Source organism: Micromonospora sp. PRAS1 (assembly GCF_059553435.1).
This window is the reverse complement of the sequence record NZ_JCANNB010000044.1, coordinates 36379-52172: the sequence shown is the minus strand read 5'-3', so window position 1 is coordinate 52172 and position 15794 is coordinate 36379. Positions and strand designations below refer to the sequence as shown.

Annotated in this window: 15 protein-coding genes; 9 read left to right on the top strand and 6 right to left on the bottom strand. The window is 72.3% G+C overall.

The annotated features are described in order from the left end of the window. Window positions 1–92: 92 nt before the first annotated feature. The 4 genes from AC507J_RS28455 to AC507J_RS28440 form a co-directional block, all read right to left on the bottom strand. Entirely contained in the window at window positions 93–1319 is a 1227-nt protein-coding gene (locus tag AC507J_RS28455; RefSeq protein WP_496292921.1) for an MFS transporter, read from the bottom strand. 70 nt (window positions 1320–1389) lie between these two features. After that, on the bottom strand, window positions 1390–1971 hold the full coding sequence (locus tag AC507J_RS28450) for an isochorismatase family protein (RefSeq protein WP_496292913.1): 582 nt from the start codon (window positions 1969–1971) through the stop codon (window positions 1390–1392). A gap of 13 nt (window positions 1972–1984) precedes the next feature. Beyond that, window positions 1985–3271, bottom strand: a complete 1287-nt coding sequence (locus AC507J_RS28445; protein ID WP_496292911.1) for a nicotinate phosphoribosyltransferase — start codon at window positions 3269–3271, stop codon at window positions 1985–1987. A 16-nt stretch (window positions 3272–3287) separates the two neighbouring features. Next, a complete protein-coding gene (locus AC507J_RS28440) occupies window positions 3288–5966 on the bottom strand; it encodes a LuxR C-terminal-related transcriptional regulator (RefSeq protein ID WP_496292909.1) in 2679 nt (892 codons plus the stop codon). Window positions 5967–6166: 200 nt separating this feature from the next. On the opposite strand from AC507J_RS28440, the gene AC507J_RS28435 reads away from it, so the two are divergent. The 9 genes from AC507J_RS28435 to rdgB all read left to right on the top strand — a co-directional run bounded on the left by AC507J_RS28435 (window position 6167) and on the right by rdgB (window position 12875). Next, window positions 6167–7684, top strand: coding sequence for a P-loop NTPase family protein (locus tag AC507J_RS28435; RefSeq protein WP_496292907.1), 1518 nt, complete (start codon window positions 6167–6169; stop codon window positions 7682–7684). Between the two features lie 88 nt (window positions 7685–7772). After that, window positions 7773–8063: an ATP-dependent Clp protease adapter ClpS gene (gene clpS, locus AC507J_RS28430; protein WP_474570753.1), complete on the top strand. Its 291-nt coding sequence runs from the start codon at window positions 7773–7775 to the stop codon at window positions 8061–8063. A gap of 2 nt (window positions 8064–8065) precedes the next feature. Continuing rightward, the gene (locus tag AC507J_RS28425; protein ID WP_496292919.1) at window positions 8066–8560 is read left to right on the top strand and encodes a DUF2017 domain-containing protein; all 495 of its coding nucleotides are present in this window, start codon (window positions 8066–8068) and stop codon (window positions 8558–8560) included. 54 nt (window positions 8561–8614) lie between these two features. Continuing rightward, on the top strand, window positions 8615–9103 hold the full coding sequence (locus AC507J_RS28420) for a M67 family metallopeptidase (protein WP_496292904.1): 489 nt from the start codon (window positions 8615–8617) through the stop codon (window positions 9101–9103). Window positions 9104–9165: 62 nt separating this feature from the next. Then, window positions 9166–9507, top strand: a complete 342-nt coding sequence (locus tag AC507J_RS28415) for a MoaD family protein (protein ID WP_496292902.1) — start codon at window positions 9166–9168, stop codon at window positions 9505–9507. Between the two features lie 10 nt (window positions 9508–9517). Continuing rightward, a complete protein-coding gene (locus AC507J_RS28410; RefSeq protein WP_341719317.1) occupies window positions 9518–10483 on the top strand; it encodes a PLP-dependent cysteine synthase family protein in 966 nt (321 codons plus the stop codon). Window positions 10484–10749: 266 nt separating this feature from the next. Continuing rightward, window positions 10750–11496 (top strand): MBL fold metallo-hydrolase, encoded by a 747-nt coding sequence (locus tag AC507J_RS28405; protein ID WP_496292900.1) that lies wholly within the window; start codon window positions 10750–10752, stop codon window positions 11494–11496. 48 nt (window positions 11497–11544) lie between these two features. Beyond that, window positions 11545–12273, top strand: a complete 729-nt coding sequence (gene rph / locus AC507J_RS28400) for a ribonuclease PH (RefSeq protein WP_496292898.1) — start codon at window positions 11545–11547, stop codon at window positions 12271–12273. Next, window positions 12270–12875, top strand: a complete 606-nt coding sequence (gene rdgB, locus AC507J_RS28395) for an RdgB/HAM1 family non-canonical purine NTP pyrophosphatase (RefSeq protein ID WP_496292896.1) — start codon at window positions 12270–12272, stop codon at window positions 12873–12875. The genes rph and rdgB overlap by 4 nt, the downstream gene beginning before the upstream one ends. A gap of 187 nt (window positions 12876–13062) precedes the next feature. Here rdgB and hutH read toward each other — a convergent pair whose 3' ends face one another. Then, window positions 13063–14598, bottom strand: coding sequence for a histidine ammonia-lyase (gene hutH / locus AC507J_RS28390; protein WP_496292894.1), 1536 nt, complete (start codon window positions 14596–14598; stop codon window positions 13063–13065). Then, window positions 14595–15785, bottom strand: a complete 1191-nt coding sequence (gene hutI / locus AC507J_RS28385) for an imidazolonepropionase (RefSeq protein ID WP_496292892.1) — start codon at window positions 15783–15785, stop codon at window positions 14595–14597. Before hutI ends, hutH begins: the two co-directional genes overlap by 4 nt. Between the last annotated feature and the right edge of the window lie 9 nt (window positions 15786–15794).

Below are 15794 nucleotides of genomic sequence, written 5' to 3'. Positions count from 1 at the left end.
GCAGTTTGCGTCGCCTGTTTGCGGCTTTTGTCCGGCTATGCGGAGGCGGAAAGTGCAAGATCGACGGCCTCGGGGTGGGAGGGGGTGGGGAATTAGGTGGTGGGGGTAGGGGTGGGGGATGCGGTGGGGGTGGTGGGGGTGGGGGTTTGGGCGTCGGCGCGGCGGTGGCGTAGCTCGATCGGGAGCACCGCGAGCGCCACCAGAAGACCGATCGCGCCGGTGACGGCGAAGCCCCAGAGCGGCGCCGAGGCGTCGATCACCGCGCCGGCCAGCGGGGCGCCGACGGCGATGCCGACGGTGACCGCGGAGCCGTGCATGCCCATCGCCTCACCCCGGACGTTGGCCGGGGCGAGCCGGCTGACCGTGTCCGAGGTGGCCGCGATGGTGGGCGCGCAGAGCATCCCGGCGGGGATCAGTGCCAGGCAGAGCAGCCACCAGTGTGAGCCACCCAGCCCGACCGGAATCGTGCAGAGGCTCAACGCGCCGATAAGTGCGACCGGGGAGAAGGAGCGGTGCACCGCGCCGTACGCGAAGCCGCCCACCAGCGACGCGACCGCCCAGACGGAGAGCACCGCGCCGGTGAAGGCGGCGTCGCCGTTCTCCCGCAGCACGGCGATGACTGCCACGTCGGTGCCGCCGAGTACCAGGGTGGCCGCGGTGCTCACCGCGAAGATGGCGATCATCCGCGAGGTGAGCCACTGCCGGCGGGCGATCCTCGGCTGCGGTCCGGTCGCCTGCTCGGTGGCGCTGCGTACCGGCGGGTTGAGCAGCCACAGCAGGAGACCGGAGACCACGATGCCGGCACCGACCAGGTAGAGCGTGAGCCGGGCCGAGATGGTGGTGACACCGACCGTGGCGAGGGCCGGACCGATCATGAACGACAGCTCGACGGACATCGAGTCCAGCGCGTACGCCGGGCGGCGCTGTTCCGGTGGCACCAGCGCGGCGATGGACTGCCGGATGACCGAGAAGATCGGCAACGCCAGCAGGCCGGCCAGGAAGGCGGCCGGCAGCAGCAGCGAGTAGGAGAGCTGCGGCGCGATGCCCCAGAAGATCGCCTCGGCCACGGTGGTGAGGACCAGCACCGGACGCAGACCGCGCCGGTCCACCAGCCGGCCGAGCAGCGGACCGCCGATCGCCGCGCCGACGGTGATCGCGCCACCGACCAGGCCGGCCGCGCCGTAACCGCGCCCGAGGTCCTGCACGACGTAGAACATCAGCGTCACACCGGTCGCGGTAAGCGGGACCCGAGCCAGCACTGCCACGAGCAGCAACGACCGTAGACCGGGCAGGGCGAGCACCGCCCGGTAAGGCTTCATGTTCACGTCGGTCCGTACCTCCGCCGGACATCCTGAACCGGGGGTACGACAGCCGCAACGAATTACGGGGTCATGCGGCCCTGATCACAGGCGCGCCGTGCATGGTGATCCCGGCACCGTCGAAGGCGCGCAACGCGACGTCGGTGGTGTCCGGCGCGACGGCCGCGGTCAGGTCCAGCAGCACGGTGGTGGCGAAGCCCTCCCGGGCCGCGTCGAGGGCGGTGGCCCGGACGCAGTGGTCGGTGGCGATGCCGACCACGTCGACCCGGTCCACGCCGTGTCGGCGGAGCCAGTCGGCCAGGCCCTCGCCGTCCTCGGCGTGGCCCTCGAAGCCGGAGTACGCGGCGGCGTACTCGCCCTTGTGGAAGATCGCCTCGATCCGGTCGGTGGCCAGTTCGGGGTGGAACTCCGAACCGGGGGTGCCGACCACACAGTGCCGGGGCCAGGTGCTCACGTAGTCGGGCGGATCGGCGAAGTGGGTGCCGGGATCGATGTGGTAGTCCTTGGTCGCCACCACGTGCGCCCAGCGGTCCGGCTCACCGGCCAGCAGCCGGGAGATGCCGGCGGCTACGCCCGCGCCCCCTGCCACGGCCAGCGAGCCGCCCTCGCAGAAGTCCTTCTGCACGTCCACGATGATCAGCGCGTTGGACACCGACTCGCTCCTCTCAATCGGCGGGTACCACGGTGACCGGGACCGCCGGGTCACCGGCGGAGAGCTTCAGGCCCTCCCAGGGAATGGAGATCAGGCACTGTCGCAGGTGCTCCCGGGCCTCGTCGAGTGTCGGGGGCGTCACCGGCTCGCCGTCCACCACGTACGAGCGTTGCAGCAGCCGGTCGTTGGGATGCCGGTCGGGTACGCCCTGCGGGACGATGACCTCCTCGGTGGCGGTGCCGGTCGGCTTGTGCCGCCGGACGGCCACCTTGCGCCCGCCGATGGTGGCCTTCTGCTCGGAGCGCTTGACCACCGGGCGGCCCGCCACCTCGACCAGCTTGTAGACCAGGCCCGCCGTAGGTGCTCCGGAGCCGGTGACCACGGCGGTGCCCGCACCGTACATGTCCACCGGTTCGGCGGCCAGCGCGGCGATCGCGTACTCGTCGAGGTCACCGGAGACGATGATCTTCGTTTCGGTGGCGCCGAGCGAGTCCAGCAACTCGCGGGACTGCTGGGCGATCACGGCCAGGTCACCGGAGTCGATCCGGATGGCCCGCAGCTCCGGCCCGGCCACCTCGATCGCGTTGCGGATGCCCTGGCTGATGTCGTACGTGTCCACCAGCAGCGTGGTCTCCTTGCCCAGCGTGGCGACCTGCGAGGCGAACGCGGCCCGCTCGTCGTCGTGCAACAGGGTGAACGCGTGCGCGGCGGTGCCCGCCGTGGGGATGCCGTACCGCTGGCCGGCGGCCAGGTTCGAGGTGTAGCGGAACCCGGCCAGGTAGGCCGACCGGGCTGCGGCGACCGCCGCCTCCTCGTGTGCCCGGCGCGACCCCATCTCGATAAGCGCCCGACCCCGCGCGGCGGTCACCATCCGGGCCGCCGCGGCGGCCACCGCGCAGTCGTGGTTGAGCACCGAGAGCACAAGCGTCTCCAGCACCACGCACTCGGCGAAGGTGCCGGTGACGGTGAGGATCGGTGAGCCGGGGAAGAACAGCTCGCCCTCGGCGTACCCGTCGATGTCGCCGGTGAACCGGTAATTGGCAAGCCAGGCGGCGGCCTGTTCGTCGACCACGCCGGTGCGGCGCAGGAAGTCGATGTCGGCCGGGTCGAAGCGGAACTCGCGGATCAGGTCGATCAGCCGCGCGGTGCCGGCGACCACGCCGTACCGGCGGCCGGCGGGCAGTCGGCGGGTGAACACCTCGAACACGCAGGGCCGGTCCGCGGTGCCGTCCCGCAGGGCGGCACTGACCATGGTCAGCTCGTAGTGGTCGGTCAGCAGTGCGGGACGAAGGGAGTGCACGTCCTCAGCCTAGGGTTCACGTCGCCGCCGTGTCGTCGTGGCCCGGGATCGTCCGCAGCGCGGCCCGCAGCTCCGCCCGCCCGGTCACCCCGAGCTTGCTGTAGATCCGTTGCAGATGGTTCTCCACGGTCCGGGCGGAGAGAAAGAGCTGTTCGGCGATGGCCCGGCTGGTCTCGCCCTCCGCCGCGAGCCGGGCCACCTGCCACTCCCGGTCGCTCAGGGTCGGCGTGGCCGCTCGCAGGGCCGGGGTGTGCACGATGTCACAGCAGCCGAGCAGGACCGCGAGCCGTTCGCTGGCCGTGGCGATCTCCGGGGAGCGGTGCCGGCGCAGCAGGTGCACGGCGGCGGCCGCTGCCTCCGCAGCGGGCAGCGCCAGCCCGAGTTCCATGAAGTTGTCGGCGGCGGCGAGCAGTTGGTCGGGCACGCCGTCGGCCGCCGCCCGGGCGTGCCGGGCCAGCAGCGGGGGCAGCTCGCCGTCGACCCGTTCCGACAGCTCGGTCAACCGCTGGGCGACCGTACGGCGACTACCGTCGGAGCAGGTCGGCCCGGTGAACGCGGTGGCCTGGCCCAGGCGTACCAGATCATGCAGTGCCAGCATCTCGTGCCCGGCGAAGCCGTCGGCGCGCAGCCGCCTGACCAGCTCGTGCAGGTGTGTCACGGCGCCGGACAGGTCGCCGTTGGCGGCGAGGGTAGCCGCGCGGGCCTGCTCCAGCCACGGGTACAGCACGGCCATGCTCGGCGCGTGGCTGTTGTCGGCCTCGGCCATCGCCTCGACCGCCTGCCGGGCGTCACCGCGCAGCGCCGCGGCCTGGGCCCGTTCGGCCTGGGCCAGGCCGGCGTAGACCCGGCTGGTCGCCAGGATCGCGCAGGCGCCGAGCGCGGCCTGCATCGCGGTGTCGCTGCGCCCGCGCAGCCGCGCCGCGTACGCCCGCAGGATGGTCAGGTAGCCGCTGCCGAGTCGGAAGTCTCCCGCGTCGGCCAGGTCGGCGAACTCGTCGGCGACCAGGGTGTCGATGCCGGCCAGGTCGCCGGAGAGGGCCAGCCGGGTGCCCCGGGCCAGCTCCACGGCCAGTTGCAGGTACGGCATGTCCGCCCGCCAACTCGCCGCCTTCGCCTGTACCAGGTCCACCGCCGTGGCGCTGCGACGCAACTGTCCCTGCACCGCCTGTAGGTGGGCGATGGCGCAGCGGGCCAGCTCGCGGGCGGCCACGCTGGCCGCCGGCCGGTCCAGCACGCCCTGGGCGAGCCGGAGCGCGGTCGGCGCGTCCAGCCGGTGCAGGCGCATGATCGCCTCGAAGGCGCGGATCCGGGCCTGGGCGGCGTGGTCGGTCAGCTCGGTGCCGCGCCTGGCGATCTCCTCCACCGTGGACTCCTGGCTCAGCCCCCAGTAGCTGACCATGCCCCGGGCCGTCAGCCAGCGGCTGAGCCGCTCCTCGTCGCCGGTGTCGGTGGCGACCGCGTCGAGCACCCCGAGCGCCTCGGCCGGCCGGTCGGCGAACATCAGGATGGTGGCCAGCAGCTCGGCCGCGTCGAAACCGCCGCCGGCGTCGAGCGCCGCCCGGGCCAGCCGGGTCGCCAGCGGTACGTCGTAGCGCGCGAACGCCTGTCCGGCCGCGGCGATCAGCATCGAGGCGTCCTGTGCGGTGCCGGAGTCCAGCCGCCACACCGCCACCCGCAGCAGGTCCTCCCGCCGTCGCTTGCCGACCCCTTCCAGCAGCTCCGCCAGGTGCGCCTGCAACCGACGGGTCCGGCTGACCGGGCACTGCCGGCGGACCACCTCGCCGTAGAGCGGATGGCCCAGCCGGACGTTGAGCCGCCGATCAGAGTGGACCATCGTGATCAGCCCACGCTCCTCGGCGGTCTCCACGTCGGCGTCCTCGACGACCGTGTTGAGCAGTCGCAGGCCCAGCGGCTCGCCGAAGGCGACCAACTCGACCACCGCCCGTACGCCGGGACTGAGCTGGCCGATCCGGATGTCGATCAGCTCGGTCAGGTTCGGTGCCAGCTCCAGCCGCCCGGTCCAGGTCCAGAGCCCGTACCGCTCGGTCAGCTCCCTGCTGCCCTGGACGGCGTGCACCAACTCGCGCAGCAGCAGTGGATTGCCGGCGCTCAGCTCGCCCAGCCGGTCCGCCGTACGGCCGTCGACCGGCCCGTTCAGGATGGCGGCGAGCAGGCCGGCGGTCTCGGTGGGCGGCAGTGGGTTCAACTCGGCGTGCTCGACCAGGTCGTCGGTCCACAGTGCCCGGATCGGCAGCGGAAGCTGCTCGCCGTCGCGCAGCGTGCCGACCACGCAGGCGTTCTCGGCGCGGGCCACCAGGTGCACGAGGGCGGCGGTGGGCGGATCGAGCAGGTGCGCGTCGTCCACGGCGAGCACGATCCGCCGGCCAGCGGCCTGCTGCTGCAACAGGTCCACGGCCCACCGGAGGATGCCCGCCGGCGACAGACCCTGCGGCTGCTCGACCGGCAGCACCTGGACCAGGCCGCCGAAGGGCATCGCCGCGGTGGTGGCGCTGGCCGCGATCCAACCGACCGCATACTGGTCGCCGGGGAGATTGTCCACGCCCTCCCGGAGCAGCCGGCTCTTGCCGATGCCCGCGCTGCCGGTGAAGAAGATGCCGCGTCCGAGGGTGCCGGTCACCGCCCTGTGCAGACGGTCGAGCTCCGCCCGCCGGCCCACGAATCTCCACCGACCCATTCCCGCAGCATATCGACGGAAGTGTTGCCTGGCTGGTAGCCCCGCGAGGTAAGTTGAGTAGCCCGAGACGTACCACTGAGTATTTGATTTCGCCCGTTTCTCGCGTCGAAGCGCCGTACTCTTCCGGCATCCGGATGCCGTAACCGGATGTTCATCGCGACCGGCTGCGCCGGCCGCCCTGCCTCGGAGGACGCCGTCTGATGAAGCCGGGTCCGCTGCACGACCTCGGCCCGCCCGACGACGCTGCCCGGCCGCCCGGTCCCGGCCCCTTCCCGCATCGGGTCGGCGTGGGGCACACCGGCCCGCACGAGCCGCTCGCGGTGATCGCCGCAGGGCCGGCCGGCGCCGACCGGTCCGGTGTGCTCGCCGCCGTACTGGAACTCGACGTCGAACTGCTGAGCGTGCCGGCCGGCAGTTGGCTGGTGGTACGCCACGCCGCGACGGAGACCCGGGTCGCGCACGTGCCCGGTTACCGTACGCCGCAGTCGTACCGCCCGGACCAGCCCGCCGTCGGGCCGGCGTTGGCCCGGCCGCCGCGCCGGGTCGAACTGAACCTGTCCCGACCGTTGTTGAATCGGTTCGAGCTGGTCGACACGCCGGACCTGGGAGCGTTCGGGCCGGCCGGTGCCGGCGTGCTGCGCGACGCGGTGGGCCGGGCCGGCGCGTTGCTGTTCGCGGTCGCGGCGGACCGGTCGTTCAGCGGTGCCGAGCTGAACCTGCTCGCCGAGCTGGCCGGGACGGCGGTGCGGGTCTTCTTCGCGGTGACGGCGGGCGCCGCCGGTTGGGCGGTCCCGGAGGATTCGGCGGTAGCGCAGGACTCGGGGGAGTCCGGCGGCCCGGTGGTGGACGCGGTAGCGGTCACCGTCGAGGCGCACCGGGCTGCGCTGCTCGCCGCGGTGCCGGGGCTGGCCGACGCCCGATGGTTCCCGATCGTCGACGGAAACGGGCGCGCCCTGCGGCAGGCGCTTGTCGACTGGGCCTCCGACGAGGGACTGCGCCGGGCCAGTTCAGAGCCGCCGGAGGCACCGGACGCACGCGTCCGGGTGCCGGTGCTGGCGAAGCCGGGTGAATGGTCCGAGCGGCTCGACCGACAGGTTCGTGCTGCGGCGCAGCGGATCCGCCAACACCTGGCGCTGGAACTGGCCGACCTGCACCGACGGGCGGTGCAGGAGATCATCTTCGGGATCGGCTGTGCCGGCCTGCCCCGGTTTCTCGACCAGGAACTGGAGGCGATGTCGCTGCTGGCCACCGCGCAGTGTGCGCACAGCGTCCGGACGATCGTCGCGGACGTCGCCGGGCAGCTGTTCGGCGCGCCGCTGCCCGAGGGCGTCCACCGGCGCATAACCGAGGCGGTCCGGTGGAGCCTGGTCCACCACACGACCGGACCGGAGCTGGAGCGGGTGCTGCTTGTCACAAGCGGTGCGGGCGTGACGGGGATGACCGGGCCCGCCGCCGTCGGCGCGCTGGTCGCGTATCCCGCGTCGTCCCCTACCGACGTGCTTCCGCCGGTGGCGGTGGCCCTCTCCGGTGGCTGCTGGCAGCACTGGCGTACCCCGGGCCGGAACGACCCGAACGACGCCCGCGCCTGGACCCAGCGGGCGCTGCGCGAAATCGAACTGGTGTTGTCCCGGGAGGTGGCCCGCCGGTTCGAGGTGATCAGGCTCTCGCTCGGCACGGTGCTCTCCGATGCCGCCGAACATGGCACCCTGCTCGCCTGACCGCTCGCCGCCGTGCGGTGGCGACGATCCGGGCCGCTCCGGCGTTCCGGTTCCTCGGTTCCGCCGATCCGGTGGCACGATGGGGGGCATGGCGGCTCCGCAGGTTGCACCGGTCGAGACCCCGGACACCGATGAGGTGCCGGCTCCCGACCGGCCGTGGGTGACGATCGTCTGGGATGACCCGGTCAACCTCATGACGTATGTGACCTGGGTGTTCCAGAAGCTCTTCGGCTACAGCCGGGAGAAGGCCGAGCAGCTCATGCTGGACGTGCACCACAAGGGCAAGGCCGTGGTCTCCAGCGGTGCCCGGGAACGGATGGAGCACGACGCCTCGCAACTGCACGCGTACGGCCTCTGGGCGACGGTGGAGCGGTCGTGAGCATGTTCCGCCGCCGGGGTGACCGGTATGTGGCCGACTTCGCCGTCGACGAGGTGCGCGTGCTGCGCAAGGTCGCCTCCGAGGTCGTCGGCCTGCTCACCGATGGCTTCGACCACACCGATCCGGTGGTGTGCCGGCTCTTTCCCGAGGCGTACCCGGACGACGCGGCCGGTACCGCGGAGTTCCGTCGGTACACCGAGGGGGATCTGAAGACCGCGAAGATCGATCAGGCCGGGGCGATCCTGGCCGCGCTGCCCGACGACGGTGGCGGGGAGGTGCGCCTGGACGCCGAAGCGGCCGAGGCGTGGCTGCGGGCGCTCAACGACGCGCGGTTGGCGATGGGCGTACGGCTGGAGATCAAGGACGGGACGGACCTGGGTGCCGAGCTTGACGACGCGGTGGCCGCCGACCCCTCGTCGAGCCGGGTGTTCCAGCTTTCGGTCTACGCCTATCTCGGTTATCTCCAGGAGTCCCTGCTCAACGCCTTGATCGAGTGACTGTGACCGGCACCGCCTCGCGGTTGGCGGGTACTGGAGGCTAGGCTTGGCGGCGTGCTGAGCATTGACCGGTCGATCGTCGACGCGATCGTCGCCCACGCCCGTCGGGACCACCCCGACGAGGCCTGCGGGGTGGTCGCCGGTCCGGTCGGCAGCGACAAGCCGATCCGGCACATCCCGATGGACAATGCCGCCCGCTCGATGACGTTCTACGAGTTCGACTCGATGGAGCAGCTGCGGGTGTGGCGCGAGATGGACGATCGGGACGAGGAGCCCGTCGTCATCTATCACTCGCACACCGCCACGGAGGCCTACCCGTCGCGTACGGACGTCTCCTTCGCCGGTGAACCGGGCGCGCACTATCTGCTCGTCTCCACCCGAGAGCCCGACACGGAGGAGATCCGCTCCTTCCGGATCGTGGACGGTGTGGTGACCGAGGAGCCGGTGCGGATCCTCGACGCCGGGGTGGATCCGCACGCCGTGCAGTCCTACATGTTCGGGCAGAGCCCGGCGACGGTCGACTACGAGTGTTCGGAGCGCTGAGCCCAGTCAGCCCCGTTGCACGTTCCCGTCACCGAGCACACCCGATCGAGGAGTAGGACACCATGGCCATCGAGGTTCGCATCCCCACCATCCTGCGCAGCTACACCGGCGGCGCGAAGGTCGTCGAGGGCAGCGGCGACACGCTGAGCGACCTGCTCACCGACCTTGACTCCCGGCACGCCGGGCTGCGGGCGCGGCTGGTCACCGAGGCTGGCGCGCTGCACCGCTTCGTAAACGTCTACGTCAACGACGAGGATGTGCGCTTCCTCGGCGCGCTGGACGCCAAGCTGAACGATGGTGACAGCGTCACCATCCTGCCCGCGGTGGCCGGCGGCGCGTTCGGCTTCGCCGCTGCCGCGGCGATCGCCCAGGCCGGGCGCCGGACGCCCGTCACCGCCGGCTGAGGCGGCCGCGATGGCGCGGTACGACAGCCTGCTGGACGCCTGTGGCGGGACGCCCCTGGTGGGGCTGCCCCGACTGTCGCCGACGGTGCCCGACGGGGCACCGCCGGTGCGGCTCTGGGCGAAGCTCGAGGACCGCAACCCGACCGGCAGCATCAAGGACCGGGCGGCCATGTTCATGGTCCGGGCCGCCGAGGCGGCCGGCAAGCTCCGGCCGGGCGACACGATCCTGGAGCCGACAAGCGGTAACACCGGCATCTCCCTGGCCATGGTGGCCAAGCTGCGTGGCTACCGGCTGGTCTGCGTGATGCCGGAGAACGTCTCGGCCGAGCGGGTGCAACTGCTCCGGATGTACGGCGCGGAGATCATCTTCTCGCCGGCGGCCGGCGGCTCCAACCAGGCGGTCGCCACCGCCAAGCAGATCGCGGCCGAGCATCCGGACTGGGTGATGCTCTTCCAGTACGGCAACGAGGCGAACGCCCGGGCGCACTACGAGACGACCGGGCCGGAGTTGCTGCACGACCTGCCGACGATCACGCACTTCGTGGCCGGCCTGGGCACCACCGGCACGCTTATGGGCACCGGGCGCTACCTGCGGGAGAAGGTCGAGGGCATCCAGATCGTCGCCGCCGAGCCGCGGTACGGCGAGTTGGTCTACGGCCTACGCAACATCGACGAGGGATACGTCCCGGAACTCTACGACGCCACGGTGCTGACCCGACGGTTCTCCGTGGGCACCCGCGACGCGGTGCTGCGGACCCGGCAGCTGGTGGAGGTGGAGGGCCTCTTCGTCGGCTTCTCCACCGGCGCGGTGCTGCACGCGGCACTGGCTGTGGCGCACGAGGCGGTCCGCGACGGTCGCCGCGCCGACGTGGCCTTCGTGGTCAGCGACGGCGGTTGGAAATACCTCAGCACCGGCGCGTACGGCGGCACGCTCGCCGACGCGGAGGAGGCCCTGGAAGGTCAGCTCTGGGCCTGAACTGCGGGAGAGTGACGGTCACGAGGGCCATCGGCGGAACGCCGGTGGCCCTCGTCACGTCGGGTCACCCTGATCAGCCACTCAGTCAACGGCGTGTGGATCGGACGGGCGAAGCGGGTGTCACGTTGGTGACAACTTCCAGCAGATCATTCTTGCCCTTGTGCAGGCGGGCGTAGGCTTCCCAGCGTGGCGTACGCGTCGGTAGTGATCATCGCCGGAGCGGCGGCCGGCAGGACTACTACCTACCGTGACAGCGAGACAACTCGATGCGACTGACCGTCCTGGGCTGTGCGGGCAGCTTCCCCGGACCCGAGTCCCCCTGCTCGGCGTACCTGGTCGAGGCCGAGAACTTCCGGCTGCTTGTCGACTTCGGCCCGGGCTCGCTCTCCACCCTCCAGCGCTACGCCGGGCTGTACGCCCCGGACGCCATCCTCCTGACCCACCTGCACTGCGACCACATTCTCGACGCCGCGTCCTACGTAGTGGTGCGGCGGTACGCCCCGGACGGGCCCTATCCGCCGCTGCCGGTCTACGCGCCGGCCGGCGCGCCGGACCGGCTCGCCGCAGCGTACGGGCAGGAGAACGGCACCGTCGAGGACGTCTACCAGTTCTACGCGCTGCAACCCGGCACCTTCCCGATCGGCCCGTTCACCGTCACCGTCGACCGGGTGCTGCACCCGGTCGAGACGTACGGCGTCCGGCTGGAGCACGGTGGCCGGGCGCTCTGCTACTCCTCGGACACCGCCCCCTGCGAGGCGCTGCTGCGGCTGGCCCAGAACGCCGACGCCTTCCTCTGCGAAGCCAGCTACATGGACGGGGTGGAGAACCCACCGGACCTGCATCTGACCGGCCGGGAGGCCGGCGAGGCGGCGGCCAAGGCCCACGTCGGGCGGCTCCTGTTGACCCATCTGGTGGACGCCTGGGGCAGCGAGGCGCAGACGGTCGCCGCCGCCACCGCCGCGTACTCCGGCCCGTTGGAAGTGGTCCGCCCGGGCGCCAGCTACGACATCTGACCCGCCCGACCTGATCCCTCGACCGGGCCACCACATAGGGTGCAGGGCATGGCGCGACCTGACGGGCGGCGGCCCGACCAACTCCGACCGGTGACTCTGACCCGTGGCTGGAGCACGCACCCGGAGGGCTCGGTGCTTGTGGAGTTCGGCGGCACCCGGGTGCTCTGCACGGCGAGCGTCACCGAGGGCGTGCCCCGCTGGCGCCGGGGCTCCGGGCTGGGCTGGGTCACCGCCGAGTACGCGATGCTGCCCCGGGCCACCAACACCCGCTCCGACCGGGAGAGCGTCAAGGGTCGGGTGGGCGGGCGGACCCACGAGATCTCCCGGTTGATCGGCCGGAGCCTGCGGGCCGCCATTGACCTCAAGGCGCTCGGCGAGAACTCGATCGTGCTCGACTGCGACGTGCTCCAGGCCGACGGCGGCACCCGGACCGCGGCGATCACCGGCGCGTACGTGGCCCTGCACGACGCGGTGACCTGGCTCGCCGCGCGCCGGGCCCTGGCCGGTAAGCCGGAGAACGTGATGCACCGGTCGGTGGCCGCGGTAAGCGTCGGCGTGATCGCCGGTGAGCCGCGCCTGGACCTGTGCTACGACGAGGACGTGGCCGCCGAGGTCGACATGAACGTCATCTGCACCGGCACCGGTGACTTCGTCGAGGTGCAGGGCACCGGCGAGGCCGGTGTGTTCGCCCGTGAGCAGTTGGACGCGCTGCTCGACCTGGCCGTCCTCGGTTGTCTGGACCTGGCCGAAGCCCAGCGGAAGGCTCTTTCGTCATGAACAAGGTGCTGCTCGCCACCCGCAACCGCAAGAAGCTCATCGAGTTGCAGCGCATCCTCGACGGTGCCCTCGGCGCGCATCGGATCGCCCTGATCGGGCTGGACGACGTCGAGGCGTACCCGGAGCTGCCGGAGACCGGGCTGACCTTCGGCGAGAACGCGCTGATCAAGGCGCGGGAGGGCTGCCGGCGGACCGGGCTGCCGACCATCGCCGACGACTCCGGGCTGGCCGTGGACGCGCTCAACGGGATGCCCGGGGTGTTCAGCGCCCGCTGGGCCGGGCGGCACGGCGACGACCAGGCCAACCTCCAGTTGGTGCTCGACCAGGTCGCCGACGTGCCGGACGAACACCGGGGCGCCTCCTTCGTCTGCACCGTCGCGCTGGTGCTGCCCGGCGGAAAGGAGCACCTGGTCGACGGCAGGCAGGCGGGGCGGCTGCTGCGTGCTCCGCGCGGCGACGGTGGCTTCGGCTACGACCCGATCTTCCTCGGCGACGGTCAGGACCGTACCAACGCCGAGTTGACCCCCGAGGAGAAGGACGCCATCAGCCACCGCGGCAAGGCGCTGCGCGAGCTGGCCGCCCTCGCCGCCAAGGTGCTCTGAGCTCGGGGCCGGTTCGTCGTCTTTGAACGCGCCGTGGCGATTGTCGTCAGGAGGCTGATTTCACTGTGAAATCAAAATTTCACAGTGAAATCACGCCGGTTCACGAATGTGCTCCTGGCCGGACCCCGGCGGGCCGCCGAGGTCCGGCCGCGCCGTGCCTTCTCCGGCCGAGCCGGAAGACCCGGCCCTAGCCGAGTACGCCGAGCTCGCGTTCGATGGCGACGCGCAGGTCGGGGGTGGCGACCACGGTGCGGGCGGCCTCCATCAGGGGGGCGAGGAAGACGTCGGGGCCGGGTGCCCCGGCGACGCCGCCGAGCGCGGCGATCGCGGCCCGGCCGGCGGGGGACGGCGTCAGCGGAGCCCGGAGCTGAAGTCCGCGTACGGCGGCCAGCAGCTCCACCGCGAGCAGGCTGGTCAGGTTGTCCAGGACGGTGCGCAGCTTCTTGGTGGCGGCCCAGCCCATCGAGACATGGTCCTCCTGCATGCCGCTTGTGGGCAGCGAGTCCACCGAGGCGGGTCCGGCCAGCCGGCGGTTCTCCGCGACGATGCCGGCCGCCGTGTACTGGGCGATCATCAACCCGGAGTTGACCCCCGCGTCGGGGGAGAGGAAGGCCGGCAGCTCCCGGGAGCGGGTCACGTCGAGCAGCCGGTCGACCCGGCGTTCGGAGATCGCGCCCACCTCGGCGGCGGCGATGGCGAGGAAGTCGGCGGCGAAGCCCAGCGGCGCGCCGTGGAAGTTGCCCGTCGACTCGACCCGACCGTCGGGCAGCACCACCGGGTTGTCCACCACCGAGAGCAGCTCGCGCCCGGCCACCGTGCGGACGAAGTCCAGCGTGTCCCGGGCCGCGCCGGCCACCTGGGGTGCGCAGCGCATCGAGTACGCGTCCTGCACCGCGTGCGCCAGGTCGTCGCGGTGCGAGTCCATCACCCGGGAGTCCTGCAACAGCCGGTGGATGTTCGCCGCCGAGACGCCCTGCCCGGGATGCGGGCGGATGGCGTGCAACTCCGGCAGGAAGGGTCGCTCCGAGCCGAGCATCGCCTCGATGGCCAGCGCGGCGGTCACGTCGGCCATGGTGAACAGGTGCGCCGCGTCGTGGATCGCCAGCAGCAGCATGCCGAGCATGCCGTCGGTGCCGTTGATCAGCGCCAGCCCTTCCTTCGCGGCCAGCTCGATCGGGGCGAGACCGGCCCGGCGCAGCGCGTCGGCGGCGGGCAGCCGGGTACCGTCCGGGCCGAGCACCCACCCCTCGCCGAGCAGCACCAGCGCGCAGTGCGCAAGCGGTGCCAGGTCGCCGGAGGCACCGAGCGAGCCGTGCTCTGGCACCCACGGGGTGACGTCGTGGTTGAGCAGGTCCACAAGCGCGGCGGCGACCAGCGGGCGTACCCCGGACCGGCCCAGGGCGAGCGAGCGGACCCGCAGCAGCATCATCGCCCGCACCACCTCCCGGGGCATCGGGGCGCCGACCCCGGCGGCGTGCGAGCGGATCAACGCGTGCTGCAACTCGGCCCGACGCTCGGCGGCGACGAAGGTGTTGGCCAGGGCGCCGAAACCGGTGGAGACGCCGTAGACCGGCCGGCCGGCCGCCTCGATGCCGTCCACGATGGACCTGCTGGTCGCCATCGCGGCCACGGCGGCCGGGGCGAGGACGACCTGCGCGGTGCCCCGGGCCACGGCGAGCACGTCGGCGGGGGAGATCCCGGTGGGCTGGATGGTCACGGTCATAGCGGAACTCCGTTGTGCAGGACCTGGCGGATCAGCGGTACCCCCGGCCGGTAGGCCAGGTGCAGATGGGAGGGGGCGTCGAGGATGATCAGATCGGCCCGGGCACCGGGTCGAAGCACCCCGACGTCGGTTCGGCGCAGCGCCCGCGCGCCACCGGCGGTCGCGGCCCACACCGCCTCCGCCGGGGTCATCCGCATCTCGCGTACGGCCAGCGCGATGCAGAACGGCATCGACGAGGTGTACGACGAACCGGGGTTGCAGTCGGTGGCCAGCGCCACGGTGACTCCGGCGTCGAGCAGCCGGCGGGCGTCCGGGTAGGGCGACCGGGTGGAGAACTCGGCGCCGGGCAGCAGGGTGGCGACGGTGGCGGTCTGCCCGTCGTCCGTCGCGGTCGACGCCAGCGCGTCGATGTCGGCGTCGCTCAGGTGGGTGCAGTGGTCCACGCTGGCCGCACCCAACTCCACCCCGAGCCGTACGCCCGGGCCGGGGCCGAGCTGGTTGGCGTGCAGCCGGACGCCCAGGCCGACGGCCTGCCCGCAGGCCAGGATCGCCCGGGCGTGGTCGGCGTCGAAGGCGCCCCGCTCGCAGAACACGTCGATCCAGCGGGCGTAGGGCACGGCGGCGGCCAGCATCGGCCCGCACACCAGTGAGACGTAGTCGTCGGGACGGTCGGCGTACTCGGCCGGCACCACGTGCGCGCCGAGGAAGGTGGTCTCCGCGCTGACCTCGGCGGCGATCCGCAGCGAGCGGGCCTCGTCGGCGACGGTGAGGCCGTACCCACTCTTGATCTCGATCGTGGTGGTGCCCTGGCGCAACGCCTCGGCGCGCAGCCGGCGCACGGTGGCGCGCAGCTCGCTGTCGGCGGCGGCGCGGGTGGCACCGACAGTGGTCCGGATGCCGCCGCCGGTGTACGGCTGCCCGGCCATCCGGGCGGCGAACTCCGCGGCCCGGTCCCCGGCGAAGACCAGGTGGGCGTGGCTGTCCACGAACCCGGGCAGCACGGCGGCACCGGCGGCGTCGATCCGCCGGTCGGCGACCGGCGCGTCGGCGGCCGGGCCGACCCAGGCCACCTCGCCCTCCTCGACCAGCAGCGCGGCCCGCCGCCGGATGCCCAGCGGCCCGCCCTCGCCCCGGCCGGCCTCGTTGGTGACCAGCTCACCGATGTTGTCGACAAGCAGACTAGACACGGTGCCCCC

Coding starts and splice junctions, on each gene's coding strand:
- AC507J_RS28455 (WP_496292921.1), bottom strand. CDS start 1,319: ATGAAGCCTTACCGGGCGGTGCTCGCCCTGCCCGGTCTACGGTCGTTG.
- AC507J_RS28440 (WP_496292909.1), bottom strand. CDS start 5,966: ATGGGTCGGTGGAGATTCGTGGGCCGGCGGGCGGAGCTCGACCGTCTG.
- AC507J_RS28435 (WP_496292907.1), top strand. CDS start 6,167: ATGAAGCCGGGTCCGCTGCACGACCTCGGCCCGCCCGACGACGCTGCC.
- clpS (WP_474570753.1), top strand. CDS start 7,773: ATGGCGGCTCCGCAGGTTGCACCGGTCGAGACCCCGGACACCGATGAG.
- AC507J_RS28425 (WP_496292919.1), top strand. CDS start 8,066: ATGTTCCGCCGCCGGGGTGACCGGTATGTGGCCGACTTCGCCGTCGAC.
- AC507J_RS28415 (WP_496292902.1), top strand. CDS start 9,166: ATGGCCATCGAGGTTCGCATCCCCACCATCCTGCGCAGCTACACCGGC.
- AC507J_RS28410 (WP_341719317.1), top strand. CDS start 9,518: ATGGCGCGGTACGACAGCCTGCTGGACGCCTGTGGCGGGACGCCCCTG.
- AC507J_RS28405 (WP_496292900.1), top strand. CDS start 10,750: ATGCGACTGACCGTCCTGGGCTGTGCGGGCAGCTTCCCCGGACCCGAG.
- rph (WP_496292898.1), top strand. CDS start 11,545: ATGGCGCGACCTGACGGGCGGCGGCCCGACCAACTCCGACCGGTGACT.
- rdgB (WP_496292896.1), top strand. CDS start 12,270: ATGAACAAGGTGCTGCTCGCCACCCGCAACCGCAAGAAGCTCATCGAG.
- hutH (WP_496292894.1), bottom strand. CDS start 14,598: ATGACCGTGACCATCCAGCCCACCGGGATCTCCCCCGCCGACGTGCTC.